Source organism: Neobacillus niacini (assembly GCF_030817595.1).
In the GTDB taxonomy this organism is placed as follows: Bacteria; Bacillota; Bacilli; order Bacillales; family Cytobacillaceae; genus Neobacillus; species Neobacillus niacini_G.
The window spans coordinates 5,099,162-5,113,853 of sequence record NZ_JAUSZN010000001.1 but is presented as its reverse complement, the minus strand read 5'-3'; the positions used below and the strand labels follow the sequence as shown (position 1 = coordinate 5,113,853).

11 protein-coding genes and 1 pseudogene are annotated in these 14,692 nt (G+C 39.9%); 3 read left to right on the top strand and 9 right to left on the bottom strand.

Translation table 11 applies throughout. The annotated features are described in order from the left end of the window. Positions 1–29: 29 nt before the first annotated feature. Together QFZ31_RS24245 and QFZ31_RS24240 are read left to right on the top strand one after the other, a co-directional pair. Positions 30–949: pseudogene (locus tag QFZ31_RS24245) on the top strand (dihydrodipicolinate synthase family protein). Positions 950–1,088: 139 nt separating this feature from the next. After that, positions 1,089–1,850: an IclR family transcriptional regulator gene (locus tag QFZ31_RS24240; protein WP_307307848.1), complete on the top strand. Its 762-nt coding sequence runs from the start codon at positions 1,089–1,091 to the stop codon at positions 1,848–1,850. Positions 1,851–1,969: 119 nt separating this feature from the next. Here QFZ31_RS24240 and QFZ31_RS24235 read toward each other — a convergent pair whose 3' ends face one another. From QFZ31_RS24235 to QFZ31_RS24195, 9 genes are all read right to left on the bottom strand, one after another. Continuing rightward, complete coding sequence (locus tag QFZ31_RS24235; protein ID WP_307307845.1) at positions 1,970–2,596, bottom strand: metal-dependent hydrolase; 627 nt, start codon at positions 2,594–2,596, stop codon at positions 1,970–1,972. A gap of 105 nt (positions 2,597–2,701) precedes the next feature. Then, positions 2,702–4,486 (bottom strand): alpha/beta hydrolase family protein, encoded by a 1,785-nt coding sequence (locus QFZ31_RS24230; RefSeq protein WP_307307842.1) that lies wholly within the window; start codon positions 4,484–4,486, stop codon positions 2,702–2,704. Positions 4,487–4,611: 125 nt separating this feature from the next. Further along, positions 4,612–5,502 (bottom strand): aminoglycoside phosphotransferase family protein, encoded by an 891-nt coding sequence (locus QFZ31_RS24225; RefSeq protein ID WP_307307839.1) that lies wholly within the window; start codon positions 5,500–5,502, stop codon positions 4,612–4,614. 123 nt (positions 5,503–5,625) lie between these two features. Then, positions 5,626–6,135, bottom strand: a complete 510-nt coding sequence (locus QFZ31_RS24220) for a DoxX family membrane protein (protein ID WP_307307836.1) — start codon at positions 6,133–6,135, stop codon at positions 5,626–5,628. A gap of 147 nt (positions 6,136–6,282) precedes the next feature. Further along, positions 6,283–7,209 (bottom strand): carbohydrate kinase family protein, encoded by a 927-nt coding sequence (locus tag QFZ31_RS24215; RefSeq protein ID WP_373459932.1) that lies wholly within the window; start codon positions 7,207–7,209, stop codon positions 6,283–6,285. Positions 7,210–7,297: 88 nt separating this feature from the next. Beyond that, on the bottom strand, positions 7,298–8,767 hold the full coding sequence (locus QFZ31_RS24210; RefSeq protein ID WP_307307834.1) for a glycoside hydrolase family 32 protein: 1,470 nt from the start codon (positions 8,765–8,767) through the stop codon (positions 7,298–7,300). A gap of 89 nt (positions 8,768–8,856) precedes the next feature. Beyond that, the gene (locus tag QFZ31_RS24205) at positions 8,857–10,476 is read right to left on the bottom strand and encodes an ABC transporter substrate-binding protein (protein WP_307307831.1); all 1,620 of its coding nucleotides are present in this window, start codon (positions 10,474–10,476) and stop codon (positions 8,857–8,859) included. Between the two features lie 22 nt (positions 10,477–10,498). Next, the gene (locus QFZ31_RS24200) at positions 10,499–11,386 is read right to left on the bottom strand and encodes a carbohydrate ABC transporter permease (RefSeq protein WP_307307829.1); all 888 of its coding nucleotides are present in this window, start codon (positions 11,384–11,386) and stop codon (positions 10,499–10,501) included. A 15-nt stretch (positions 11,387–11,401) separates the two neighbouring features. Continuing rightward, a complete protein-coding gene (locus tag QFZ31_RS24195) occupies positions 11,402–12,340 on the bottom strand; it encodes an ABC transporter permease (protein ID WP_307311773.1) in 939 nt (312 codons plus the stop codon). A gap of 239 nt (positions 12,341–12,579) precedes the next feature. Here QFZ31_RS24195 and QFZ31_RS24190 point away from each other — a divergent pair, with 239 nt between their 5' ends. After that, entirely contained in the window at positions 12,580–13,458 is an 879-nt protein-coding gene (locus QFZ31_RS24190; protein WP_307307826.1) for a nuclease-related domain-containing protein, read from the top strand. Positions 13,459–14,692 lie beyond the last annotated feature (1,234 nt).

The following is a 14,692-nucleotide window of genomic DNA, read 5'->3' as shown; positions in this document are numbered from 1 at the left end:
AATATTTAAAATAAAGGAAGGGGATTTCCATGGCTACTTTATTTAAAGGAGTTATTCCACCCGTACCAACCATTTTGTTTAAAGAAGGTAAACTGGATGAAAATGGGATGGGAAATCTAATCGATTTTCTCATCGAGTCAAAAGTAGATGGGCTTTTCGTTTTAGGATCAGGCGGAGAGTTTGGACAAATGCCATTTGAGTTAAGAAAAGAAGTTGCTGAATTTACCACTCGTTATGTAAATGGACTGTCCCTGTTTTAATTGGAACAGGCTCCCCAAGTACAAATGAAACAATTTCATTGAGCCTTCATGCAAAAAGCATTGGCGCTGATGGTGTCCTTGTAGTAAATCCTTTTTACTATAAGCTGACGGAAGAAAGTCTTTTTCAACATTATGCAGAAATAGCTGAGAATGTCGACCTGCCGATTTTAATCTATAACTATCCAGAATTAACGGGACAGGATCTATCAGCTGACTTTGTGTTAAAACTTGTAAAACAATACCCGAATATCGTAGGTATCAAGGACACCGTTCTAGCAGTAGGACACACACGAGAATTAATTCAAGTCATTAAGTCCGAACGACCGGATTTTGCTGTGTTCGCTGGATATGATGAGCACCTCCTTAATACATTGGCACTCGGCGGTGACGGTTCAATTCCTTTAACAGCGTCTTTTGCACCAGAAATTTCAGTAGGAATCTATCAATCCTTTAAACATGGCGACTATGCAAAAGCAATAGAGCAGCACCAAAAACTCGCTGCCTTACTACCTTTATACAAACTCGATTCTCCGTTTATGAATGTGGTAAAAGAAGCGATTCGCTTACGGGGAATTGACATTTCTACAGAAGTTTTAGCTCCGGTTCGTTCAGTCAGCACAGAAAAGCTAGAACGAGTTAGAAGTATTTTAGAGGATAATTCTATTATTGTTCCTCAACATCAATCATAAGAAGTATGGCTGTTCAGTCGCTTAAAGCAACTGGGCAGCTATTTTTTTACCATTATTCTATTCCCCTGTACATGTTATCCTCCTCTTTCATTTATAATAAAACATATACATACTTAAGAATTTGAAAAAAGGTGATACTTTGTCAGAAAAATATTGGGTTCCTGCGATTGAACGAACCAATCTCGTCATTGGTTTAATAGCGAAGGAACCAGGAAAGCACAGATTAATAGACCTTTCAAAGGCCTTGAATATTAATAAAAGTACCATGTTTTCACTGTTAAATACGTTAGAAACGCTGGGGTGGATTGTAAAAGATCATGGGGATACCTATACATTAGGACCCACTTTAGGCGGATATAGTGCCGCTTATTTTCGCAAGTTTAATCTCTTGGAATTATTTTATAAAGAAGCGTCAAAATCGGTAAAGGTTATCGATGAAACGATCCAAATGGGAACACTGCACGGAACCAATATCGTCTATTTGGCAAAGGAAGAAAACGATTCCCGCGTCCGCCTCATGTCAGACCCAGGGATGCAATTCCCAGCTCATGCAACCGCGATTGGAAAAATCCAATTAACTCAATTTAGCTATGAAGAGTTTCAAAATCTCTATGCGAATAAGCAATTAGACCAGTCGACTCCTTTTACGGTAAAGGATAAGGAAGAACTTTGGCATCAAATTGAAGCGGCCAAAAAGGTCGGATATATTTGTGAAGAACAAGAAGCAGCCCTAGGATTTTATTGTGTCTCCGCCCCAATCTACAACCACGAAAATAAGCTAATCTATGGAATCAGCTTCACCATGATGGAAAACAGCTGGAAAACAAAAAAACAAAAAGCCATCGAAGAAATAATCGACCTAGCTTCCCGGCTGTCAAAGCACGCTGGATATGTATCCTAAAGCGGTGCCTGATGCGGTGCCTGTCACCACTCGTGGACAAAACAAACAAAGTGTCCACGTGGTGTGGACACTTTGTTTGTTTTTGAGGAGATGCCTGTCACCAGCTTTTATGTTTTAAACTATAATTCTATCTTTGTAATAGGTAAAAACAGCTTAATACCACGTCTATTAAACGGTAATATTTTTAAATCGGCCATTAAATGACTGATATATCCCCCCAGACAGGCATAGAAAACGCCGTCGATTCCAATTGATCCCTCTAGTTTTGATGCAATTATCCCAAAGAAAATGACGCCCAAGATAGAATGAGTATAGCTGCGGTGTGAGGTGATGGACGCTATGACGATATAAATTCCAAGCAGAATTAACCATACCTCCGATAACGAGATTCCCCCTGCCAGCACGCCAATTCCAGTGATGGTTAACATATGCTTTTGTTTAATCAGGGAAGAAACAATTATGATCACCAGACCACTACCGATACCAAACCATTTATCTACTGCGCTGCCCTCATAGAAACTATAAAAGACCATTAGAATCCCAATAAACAATGCCGCCAACCGAATCACTTTATGGGATAGGGTAATTTTACCGCGTAGCTTTCCATCAATATCTAAATCAGGCATTAATCCCGAAACTGCTCCTAGTCCAACGAGAATCACGGTCTCAGTCGGAGAGGAATGAAAGGTGTTTGCCGCGATAAATCCTGTTGCGGCTCCAATTGCTGTATGTGCGGTACCATTCAAAGTTACATCCACCTCTATTTTCAATGTAACCTTTATCATACAACAAAACATTTGTTCTGATTAGAAGTTTCCTACAAAATCCTACTATTATCCTATGAAAAATCATCACTTCCCTAAATATTTTTCAAGAAACTCCGCCATCTCTGAATAGGAATTTAGTTTATTCTTTAACTTCATCATCGTGTGTCCTTCCTCTTCGATGCGGATATACTGGACAGGATGATTACGTTTCTTTAGTTTGCTAACAATTTGATCTGATTCTTGGATGGAAACACGAGGGTCATTCACTCCATGAATAATCATTAGCGGTGCTTTAATCTTATCCGCATGATTCAGAGGATCAATTTGGTCAAAAAAATCACCGTCCTTTTCAATGGTTCCATATTCGGCCTCTCGCAATTTTTTTCGCCAAGGACTGGTTGTTTGCAGGAAGGTTCGGATACTCGACATACCTACGATATCAATCGCCGCTGCCCACAATTCTGGAAAGTGGCTGATGGCAGCGAGGACGATAAATCCGCCATAGCTCCCTCCGACAATCGCTGCCTTTTTAGTGTCGATATCCCCAGTTTTTTTCAGCCATTCCATTAAAAAAATTACATCCTTTACCGCGTCCATTCGTTTTCGCCCATCATCAAGATGTGTGTAGGTTTTCCCATAACCAGTACTGCCTCGAATATTAGGGGCCACCACTGCATAACCCTGGTTTATGAAATATTGCAAAAAGGGGCTGTACACCGCACGGCTTTGGCTTTCCGGTCCTCCATGAATATAGACAACCACCTGGGCTTTGTCAGCATTACGATTGGGCTTATAGTAAAAGGCAGGTATTTGAAGCTGGTCAAAGGATAGGAACGATATTTGTTCAGGCTCAATTAGTTTTTCCTCAAGAATGGGGGTGCGCGAGATATAGGTAAGCCGCTTCGCTTGGAGCGTCTTTATGTCCACCTCCCATATATCCGGAGGATGGGCTGGTCCATTTAACACAAAGCCCAGCTTTTGTTGATTCGGTGAGAATCTGAGATTATAAATCACCCCCATGGGTGTATTCCATGTATATAATTTACTTCGGTCCAGGTCAATGAGACAGCCCTTTGAAATTCCACCTTCATTGACGGAAAAAGCTAATTTGTTTTTATCCTTATTCATAGCTAGGTCTTCAAGGTCCCACTTTTCTCTCTCCAGCCAGGTAAATTGTTTTGTAGATAACTCAATCAAGGCGAGACCAAAGAACTCACTATCCTGATTGGTTAAAAAATATAGATGGTCCCCTTCCTTATTAAAATGAAAATCCTTATAACTGGCTTCACCCTTATGCGCAGTAATCCAGTCCATTTTTCCGGTAGAAAGTGAAAATACCCCTAAATCATGATCAAGGGGAGAGTTTGCTTTTTTTACTAAAAGCGATTTCCCATCTGGAAACCATTTTTCCACCATATACGTTCCGTCCTGGGTAAAAACCCGGCGAATTTCCAAGGTCTCCAGATTTTGAATATATATATCTAAATATTCTTGATTCCGACGGTTACTAGACCAAGCAATCCATTTCCCATCCGGTGAGCTGTCGCCAAATAAATGAAGATGTTCAGGTGAGTTGGTCAGAGCGATTTTATCACCATTCTCCTTTAATAAGTATAGCTGCTCTTTTTCATCGCCATCCGCATCCATCCCAAAAACCAAGTCGGACGTTCCAGCAATATATTTAATAAAAGTGATTCCTTTCATCGTAAAAGAGGTTTGCGCCGGCCACCTGTCCTCCCGGTCAAGCTCCCATACCTGCGGGACCCCTGTAAAATCCGAAATAAAGCTGATTTTCTTTCCCCTCGGGTCGTATTCAAAACTTTTTACCATACGAACGTGGATATAAGGGTCAATGGTTATTTCCTTCATTCTATTACCACCATTCACTATGACTTTTTAAAAAAATGTCCCCCTTTCATTCTATTTAGCTGGGTTACTGTTCATTCGGTATTATTGGGTAGAAAAAAGACGATTCAAATTTGAATCGCCTTTCCTTACTCTAAAAATTCAATAAACCATTTTACACATTGATAGGTGGTTTCCCAATCCGCTAAATCCTCTACACCCCAGCATGCATAGAGTGTTCCTAGTGCAATTGCAGCTTTTAGCAATCGCCCGCGATCAAGCTCCATCTGTTCGCTGATGGTATCGACACGAAGTTTCAGGATGCTTTTTGGATCGGGCTTTGATTTTAATTGATTGATTAAAAAAGAAATCACATCAAAATATGGGTCGCCTGCGACACCTTTTGGGTCAATGGCCATCCAGCCCTTTTCCTCAGAATAGAGAATATTTTCATGGTGCAGATCGCCGTGAAGCAGCTGGGGTCCTTCCGAAGTTTTCATTACTTGTTGAAAAAACTCCTCTGCTAACTGGACATGCTCCAATGAAATAGGACCACCTCCAGCATTACGGTAGCGTGTTAGCCCCTCAAACCAATGTGTAAGGGATGGCGTAGAGGTTCCATCAGGTACAGGTCTGCGAATGGACTTCCAAACTTTTATGAAATTCTCTAAAACAACCATTTCATCACTTTCAGCAGAAAGCATTTTTCCAGGGATGAGTCTTTCCTGCAGCATGACGCCATTTTCAGGGTCAGACTTTAAAAGCTTTGCACACCCTTCCCCATTATAGATTTGAAGCGTCACCATCTCATTACGAGTATCGAAATTTGGTACTCCTAGCTTCAAAATCAATGGATTTCCATTTGAATCCGTCACTTTTATAACGAAATTATAAGAAAGATTATCAACAGGCCCTTCACTCTTCAACTCCCATTTTTCTAGATAAGTTTCGACTCTTTGCTCTAAAGACTCTATCCAAGCCTCTCCAGCGGGGCCAAATGCGTTAATAATTTTCTCCTGGAATTCGCTAGAAATTTTCATAGTATGATAGCTCCTTACTTTTACAATTACCAGTCTTATAAATTCAACATTTCACCACACAACTCCTTTTTTAACACAAAAAGACGATTCGGGGGGAGCGAATCGTCTCTTTGTGCCTACTAGTTAGGCTGCTGCATTATATTTTGTAGTAGAAGTCTTAGTTGTTTTGCGGATGAATGGAACCACCCAGCGGTCTAAACCATATCTTCCAGCATTGTAGCCTGCTGTTAGGATGATAAATCCTAAGAAGATGTCTGTTGGGTTATGAGAAACTGTTCCAGCTAAGAAAAAGCTGAAGTTCATTACTAAACCAAAGAACATCGCTGCTGTTGTTAAACATCCTAGAAGAAGTCCTAAGCCGATTAACGTTTCGCCCCAAGGAACGATGAAGTTGAAGACATCAATGTTTGGAAGGGCAAAGTGTTTTAAGAAATCTACATACCAAGCATAAACCATAGTGCCATCGGGACCTTTAACGGGATTAGCTGTGGCTCCTTTTAAGAATCCAGAAGCATCAAAGCCGCCTGTTAATTTATGAAAACCAGCTGTGAACCAAGAGTAGCCAAGGTATAAACGAATAATAGTTAAAATAGCTGCAGAGATTTTATTTTCTCTTAAAAAGTTGTTAAACATTTGTCATTCCGCCTTTCAAAATTTGTTTGCTCTTTATACTTACACTATATTGGATTTTGATTGTTAATTACATGGGTATAGTGTTAAGTTCACAGTTTGTTTGAAATGTTATGGCGGAAGTTTGAACAACAATTTTTGTTATGAGGATCACAAAGATAATATTTCTTCTAACGTAGGAATTGCATTAATTGCCCCCACCTTAGTACATACTAAAGCACCTACTTTATTACTAAAATAAATAATTTCTTTAAGTTTCTCAAAGTCTTCTATCGTAGGGTGATCTTTTGCAAATTGGAATAAGGTCGCGCCAACAAACGCATCACCGGCACCGGTGGAGTCAATGGATTTTATTTTTACACTTGGGACAATTTCACTGTTTTCCCCATTTGACAGTAAAGTTCCCTCACTTCCCAATGTTACTGCAACTACTTTTGCCCCTAATTCGTGAAGATATTTTGTTCCCTCAGCTAGATTACCGATTCCTGTAATTAGTTTTAGCTCTTCATCACTGACTTTTACAAAATCAGCTAAGGAGATTCCCTCTTTTGCTAACTCGATAAATTCAGAAATTCTGTTTCTCCACAGATCTACTCGGTAATTAGGATCAATTGAAATAAACTTACCTTGTTCCTTTGCATTGCGCATTACATGAAAATACGTAGCTTGAAAAGGATCGCTTAATAAAGCAGTGGCAGAGCCAAAATGATGAATTTCAGCCTCATTTAGCTTATCTCTATCAATTTCTTCCTCCATTAAAAAGGCATCTGCCCCGCGATTAAATACAAAATCTCTTCCGCCGTTTGCCTGTAAGGATACAAAGGCCAATGTGGTTGGGTGAATATTATCAAACACAACCATCGATGTATCTACTTGGACGTCATCAAGAGTCTTCTTTAGAAATTGCCCAAATGGGTCATTCCCAACTTTTCCGCTAAAAAGAGCAGTACCTCCCAATTTCGCAATCGTCGCACAGACATTTGCCGGCGCTCCCCCAGCCTGTTTTTGAAAATTTTGCCCTTCTATTAAATTAATGTCCACATCGGTACAGAAAAAATCGATTAATAATTCACCCATGCATATAATTGATGAACTCAAACCAAACACCATCCTTTTAAAAAATAAAGCTCTAACCAATTAACCGATTAGAGCTTCCATGCTTACATTACTTGCTCCAAATGGAATCAAGTTCCGTTACGTTTAATTCCAACACATTTGTAGTCCCTTCATTTGAAAACAAAATAAGTTCTCCCCCTGATTCAGACGGAAACAATAAGCTTGTAATAGCAGCCTCACCATTGTTTGCAAATACCTCAATGGAGGAAGTGTCTAAAAATAACTGGAGTTTTAACCTTTGATCCTCCAACTTTAATGGTGCTTCTTGTACCGCTGGGAAGGACGTCGAAAAGCTATTTTCTCCAGATTGTGTGCGGTCAACAAATAGCTTTTCTTCTACTGCATCATAACCAATTACGGTTTTTTCTTCCTCAGAGTGCCGTATGATTAATCCAAATTGGCTTGAACTTTCTTTTTCAAACTCAATCGTTAGTTCCATTAAAGAATGAGCTAACGGGATTGAAACCGCGTTCCCTGATTCAACTGATATTATTGGATATGATTCCGTTTCTTTTCTAATCTCTTTAACTTCAGCTACTGGTTTTTGAAATATGCGGATGCCAGCTTCAGTTGCAGCTAAGGATAGTTCTCTTGGTAACGTCATTGCGCTTCTCCACGCCTTAGTTGGGACTTGATTAGCATAGCGCCAGTTACTCATCCAGCCAAGATAAATACGTCTTCCATCTTGGTTATCAGACCAGCTCACACCTGCATAATTATCACGGCCATAATCTAACCAAAGAATCGTCGAATCGTCATAGTCATTCACAAAAGTGGTTCCATCAAACTCTCCGATAAAATATTGTGTTCTGGAGCCTTCTAGTGATTGACCGTTATCACCAATACTTACAATCATTACCCACTTTTCTTGTCCGCCATCCACTGGAAGTTTGAATAAGTCAGGACATTCCCAAACGCCATCATGCGAACCGGCAGTATGCCCAAATTCACTTGCAAAATCCCATTCTTTTAGATTAAGAGAAGTATAAATCGTAATCGTTTGACCTGTAGCCAGAACCATCACCCATTTATTTGTCTCTTCATGCCAAAAAACTTTAGGGTCACGGTAATCGGTAATGTTAACGTCTGAAAGGACAGGATTTCCTTCATATTTTACCCACGTCCTTCCATTGTCCTTACTGTAAGCTAAGCTTTGTTGCTGAAGTGGTCGATCAGAATCAGGGTAAGTGCCGGCACTCGTATAAATCGCAACCAATCCTGGTTGATCTTTTTCAAAAAATCCTGTGGTATTGTTCCAATCGACGACTGCGCTCCCTGAAAAAATAGCTCCCAGTTCATCCGGATATAAGGCAATCGGAAGGTGCTCCCAATGAATCAAGTCTTTACTTACCGCATGTCCCCAATGCATAGGTCCCCATGTTGTACCATATGGATGATGTTGATAAAACAAATGATATTCATCGTTAAAAAAGACCATTCCATTCGGATCATTCAGCCACTTTTCTTCCGGTGAAAAGTGAAATTGTGGACGATACTGCTCTTTATAGGTTTTTATCATTTATATCGCTCCTTATTCTATTAAATTAGTAAAAAGGGGCTGTACAATTGCCAAAGCACCTGTACAGCCTTGAGACCATTTACCGGGTATTATTCCTGATTTCGATCGTAACCTTTTTGCTTAATCTCTAGCCATTCTTGTAGTCCAAGTCGATCTAATTCTGCTAGATAATCATTCCATTCTTTTTCAACACCGCCATTTGCAATCCATTCCGCACGCTTTCTCTTAATAAAAGCAAACATATCCGTTTCGATTACAGAAAGTCGATCGAGGTCCTCAATTGAGAAAAATACACGTGGGTAAATATTATCGGCTTCCATGTAAGGAACCATTACTTCTTTCATTAAGTTCAATCTCCAAGCAGCATCATCTGGTTTTGTAGTGACAGTACCGTAGTAGCTGTCTAAGATCGCTAATGGCCCGCCGACAGATGTTTTTTCTCTTAATTCAACTGGAGCGGTACCTTCTAATGGAAGGTGTTTTAACATTTTTGTTGCCTCATCCATCCCAAAAATGTTTTGTTGCTTTTCGTCACCATACGTACCCCAGTTATTTTGTACGGATTGAGATGGATCATAAAGCTGGTCAATCCACTTCGCTGTTAATTCAAGGTTTTTATTTGCCGATGTTACCACTAAACGCGAGCGGTCAAAGCCCATTCCATTTGTTCTCGCAACATTCTGATGTCCTTCTGGACCTTTTAATGGAGCTAACAGATCGTAATCATCGCCCATTCCAGTGATATTTCCTTTATCCCATGTGAAGTACAAACCATATTTTTTGTCTCGGCCTTTTGCTAGATACGTATTCCAATCATGTTCAAATGCCTCGATATCGATTAGTCCTTCATTGTATAAATCGTTGAACCAGCTAATGGCCTTTTTATAGCTTTCATCAGCCGCCGTAAGTTTTACTTCTCCATCGTTCGTGACAACCGTGAAATCCCAGTTATCACCTAGACCAAATGCACCAAATAAAGAATGTGGATCTTGTCCGCCGTCATTAATAATGAATGACATTGGAATCTCGTCCGCTTCACCATTACCATTTGGATCCTGTGTTTTAAAAGCGATTAATACTTGCTTTAACTCTTCGGTTGTTTTTGGAACTTCTAACCCTAATTTGTTTAACCATTCCATATTAATCCATGGAAATGCATCAAGGGAGTGAATACTTTCTTTTCCTTCACCTAACTCCTCAATCCATGGGAATGCATAGATATGACCATCAGGCGCCGTCATCATTGATTTGTATTGTGGTGCTTTTTCAAGAACAGCTTGTAAGTTTGGCATATACTGAATTAAATCTTCAACCGGAACAATGACTCCATCCTTTGCATGCTTCAATAATTCATAATCGCTAAAACCTGAATTAAAGATAGCGTCTGGAAGCTCACCGCTGGCAATTGCTAAATTACGTTTTTCATTAAAGATATCAGTTGTATAGTTTCTCCAATCAATTTTCACACCCGTTTGATCTTCTAATCGTTGAAAAATTAACTTTTCATTTGGATCCTCAGGAGCTAATGGTGAACTGGATGTCATAATCTTTAAGGTTTTTTCCTCTTTCAATGGGAAGGTTACATCCTTAAGCCCATAATCCTTAGAAGAGAAACTTTCGCTGCCGCCGCTTTTGCTGGTACAGCCAGTTAAAAGTAATGACCCTGAAAGCAGTAGAGCTGAAGCGGTTGTAAGCATTCTTTTTTTCATCATAAACCCTCACTTTTTTGTATTATTTTAGAGAACCAACCATTACTCCCTTTTCAAAATACTTTTGGAAGAATGGGTACATAATCAATAACGGTAAACTTGCAATCACAATCGATGAATAGCGGATCATCTCTGAAATCCTCATTAGCTCGTTCCTTGCCTCTACATCCGCAACCATTCCTGGCTGTACCTCGTTTTGAATCAAAATCGAACGCAATACTAATTGCAGCGGATGTAATTCTCGATCATCCAGGTATATCATCGCATCGAAGTAGGCGTTCCATTGTCCAATGAAGGCATATAAAGCTAGTACAAAGATAATCGGTTTCGATAAAGGTAAAATGATTTTAAAAAAGATTTTTAAATCGGAGGCGCCATCGATTCTTGCTGCTTCCTTCAGCTCATTTGGAACCGCTTTAAAATATGTTCTAGCGAGAATAATAAACCAGACATTAACAGCACCAGGCAGGATAATGGCCCAAATTGTATTCAGCATCCCTAAATCACGAATAACAAAATAAGTCGGGATTAATCCTCCTCCAAAAAACATGGTAAATAAGAAGAAAACCATAAATACTTTTTTCCCAACTAAGCCTTCTACCGATAACGTGTATCCGGCAAAGAGACAAACGAGAACGGTCACAATCGTAAATCCAGTTGAATAAAGAAGTGAATTTATAAATCCTCTCACAATGGTGTCATCCGTAAAGAGTCGCGTATAACCTTCTAATGACCAATCAGAGGCATTTAACGATAGTCCTTTTCGAATGATTGCATTCGGTTCTAGGAAAGACGATAAAAAGACATATAATAGTGGCCCCACAATGGCAAGAACGATAATGGTTAGTAGAATATTATTGGTCAAAAGAAGAATTCGGTCGCCCTTTGGATGTTTGATTTGGTTGTTCATACTTTTCCTCCTTCCTTAAACGAGTCCTTCGCCTTCGTTTAGTTTCTTAACCACTTGATTGACAACCCCGAGTAAAATTACATTCACAACGGCATTAAATAATCCAACTGCGGTTGCAAACGAATAATCACCTGCTAGCAGCCCTCGTTTGTAAACATAAGTAGCGATAATTTCTGATGATGGCGAATTCATTGGTGTTTGCAATAAATAAGCTTTTTCAAAACCAATTCCCATAATGCCTCCAGCCGCTAAGATAAACAATACGGCCATTACTGGCTTAAGCGTTGGAAGATCAATATGCCAGATTCGTTGAAGAAGTGATGCCCCGTCAAGTGTCGCAGCTTCATGAAGCTGCGGGTCAACGTTCGCAAGTGCGGCAACATAAACAATCGAAGCCCAGCCTGCACCTTGCCAAACTCCCGACCAGATGTAGATGGATCTAAAATAATCCGGGTCAGACATGAATGAAATCGGCTTATCTAGAAATGTTGATAACAATGCATTAATAGGTCCAACCGGTGATAGAAAAAGAAAGACCATTCCCGAAACCACCACTACTGATATGAAATGTGGTGCATAGAGGGCTAATTGAATATTCTTTTTCACACTCGATTTTCGGAGTTGGTTTAACATAAGAGCCAATATAATAGGAATAGGAAATCCTATCAAAAGTTCAAAGGAACTTAGCTTAATCGTGTTCATTAATATTTCGATGAAATTAGGCGACGTTAGGAAACTTGTAAAATGTTTAAAACCTACCCACTCACTCCCCGTAATCCCCCGGATCGGACTAAAATCTTTAAAGGCAATCGTCGCCCCGTATATGGGGATGTACTTAAAGATAATTGTAAGAATAACGGCAGGAGCAATAAGCAAATAAAGAATGTAGTTCTTTTTAATGTAAGTCAGGTTTTTGCTTAGTTTTGTTGCTGCTGCTGGTTTACTAACCGGTATGGTTTGCTCTGCTTTTACTAATTCTTCCACTCTCTTACCCTCCTATTCAGATAATCCGTTGAAAGCACTTTCAACTTGGGTTAAATATAACAAAATGGGGAGAAATAAGAGTTTAATATTTTTGGTTGAGGTATTTTAAAATTTTCGGGAGTTGACATCGCTTTCAAACTATTTTTTCGGTATGATAGGATGGAGAAAGGATGTGGGATATGCCGCCATATAAAGCCAGGAGTGAATCTTTGATATTAAAGGTTTTGCGTATTTTAAACAAACGAATGAAATTAACTGAGGATGATCAAAGGTACTATCAAAACCAAGAGAAAGGTTTTCAAGGGGAAGTACAGTTTGATGTCTTGACGGAGAAGCTAAAGCGTAGCTGCCATATTTTGAACGATTTGCAGCTGGAGCATAACAAGTCTAGTTTTCAACTGGATTCATCCCTCATATTTCAAGAGACCTATTCCCTTTTTGATGTGAAGAATTTCGAAGGTGAGTACGTTTATGGTGATGAATATTTTAAAACACCAAGCGGACGAGATATCCAGAACCCGCTTGACCAACTAAAACGAGGTAAGTTATTACTAAGTAATCTTCTTCAATCGCTTGGAAGTAAGCTTACCATTGAAGCCTACGTCATCTTCATTAACCCCCAGTTTACGTTATATCAAACTCCACCTGACCTGCCTTTTATACTTCCGACCAAACTGGACAGCTTTATGAAGAAATTAGACCAGAAGCCTTCACGGCTCAATCAGTCGCATGTAAATCTAGCGGACAAGCTCATTTCATTGCACCAAACAGTACCTCCCAAAATCCAGGTTCCTAACTATAGCTATGAGACGTTGAAAAAAGGGTTAACCTGCTGCAAATGTGACTCATTTTCAGTGACGATAGTTGGGAAGAAATTGATCTGTGGTAAATGTGGAGGCGAAGAAATGGTAACAGTCGCCGTAATGCGCAATGTAGAAGAATTCAAGCTTCTGTTTCCCGAGAGAAAAATCACGACAAACGTTATTCATGAATGGTGTGGCGTAGTCGATTCTAGGAAAAGAATAAGCAGAGTTCTGGGAAAGAACCTTAAAATTACAGGTCTTGGCCAATGGGCATTTTATGAATGAATGTAGCATGTATTTTTATCCTTAAGACAGTGTCTTAAGGATATTTTTATATTCTAGGTATTTTGTAGATTGATTGGAGACATATCTTATTGCTACCTTTGGGTTTTGGCACTCAATACTTTTTTGTTGAGGACAAATCCTCTTTGGGTACTCATTAGTTTTGTCCTCACTACCCCTGATTGAGGAAAAATTCTCTCTGGGTACTCATTAGTTTTGTCCTCAATACCCCTGATTGAGGACAAATTCTCTCTGGGCACTCATTAGTTTTGTCCTCAATACCCCTGATTGAGGACAAATCCTCTCTGGGTACTCATTAGTTTTGTCCTCAATACCCCTGATTGAGGACAAATCCTCTTTGGGTACTCATTAGTTTTGTCCTCAATACCCCTGATTGAGGTCGAATCCTCTCTGGGCACTCATTAGTTTTGTCCTCAATACCCCTGATTGAGGACAAATCCTCTCTGGGCACTCATTAGTTTTATCCTCAATACCTCTGATTGAGGACAAATCCTCTCTGGGTACTCATTAGTTTTGTCCTCAATACCTCTGATTGAGGACAAATCCTCTTTGGGCCCTCATTAGTTTTGTCCTCAATACCCCTTGTTGAGGACTAATCCTCTTTGGGCACTCACTAGTTTTGTCCTCAATACCCCTTGTTGAGGACAACTCCTCTCTGGGCACTCATTAGTTTTGTCCTCAATACCCCTTGTTGAGGACAGATCCTCTTTGGCTACTCTTTAGTTTTGTCCTCAATACCCCTTGTTGAGGACTAATCCTCTCTGGGCACTCATTAGTTTTGTCCTCAATACCCCTGATTGAGGACAAATCCTCTTTGGGCACTCTTTAGTTTTGTCCTCAATCCCCCTGATTGAGGACAAATCCTCTTTGGGCACTCTTTAGTTTTGTCCTCAATCCCCCTGATTGAGGACAAATCCTCTTTGGGAACTTGCTGTTTTGTCCTCAATACCTCTGATTGAGGACAAATCCTCTATGGCGCACTCATTAGTTTTGTCCTCAATACCCCTTGTTGAGGACGAATCCTCTCCGGGCACTCTTTAGTTTTGTCCTCAATACCCCTTGTTGAGGACAACCCTCTTTGGGCACCCGCCTGTTTTGACCTCAATCCCCCTGCTTAAGGACTAATCGAGCTTTTACATAAAAAGTATTGTTCTCAAGAATGCGTATTCACTAGAATTCATGCTCACATACATAGCAAAAATCCCCTAGCCACTAA

Bases quoted from the DNA above. Each gene is read 5' to 3' on its own strand.
- QFZ31_RS24200 (WP_307307829.1), bottom strand. From the start codon at position 11,386: ATGAACAACCAAATCAAACATCCAAAGGGCGACCGAATTCTTCTTTTG.
- QFZ31_RS24205 (WP_307307831.1), bottom strand. From the start codon at position 10,476: ATGAAAAAAAGAATGCTTACAACCGCTTCAGCTCTACTGCTTTCAGGG.
- QFZ31_RS24230 (WP_307307842.1), bottom strand. From the start codon at position 4,486: ATGAAGGAAATAACCATTGACCCTTATATCCACGTTCGTATGGTAAAA.
- QFZ31_RS24225 (WP_307307839.1), bottom strand. From the start codon at position 5,502: ATGAAAATTTCTAGCGAATTCCAGGAGAAAATTATTAACGCATTTGGC.
- QFZ31_RS24220 (WP_307307836.1), bottom strand. From the start codon at position 6,135: ATGTTTAACAACTTTTTAAGAGAAAATAAAATCTCTGCAGCTATTTTA.
- QFZ31_RS24215 (WP_373459932.1), bottom strand. From the start codon at position 7,209: ATGGGTGAATTATTAATCGATTTTTTCTGTACCGATGTGGACATTAAT.
- QFZ31_RS24210 (WP_307307834.1), bottom strand. From the start codon at position 8,767: ATGATAAAAACCTATAAAGAGCAGTATCGTCCACAATTTCACTTTTCA.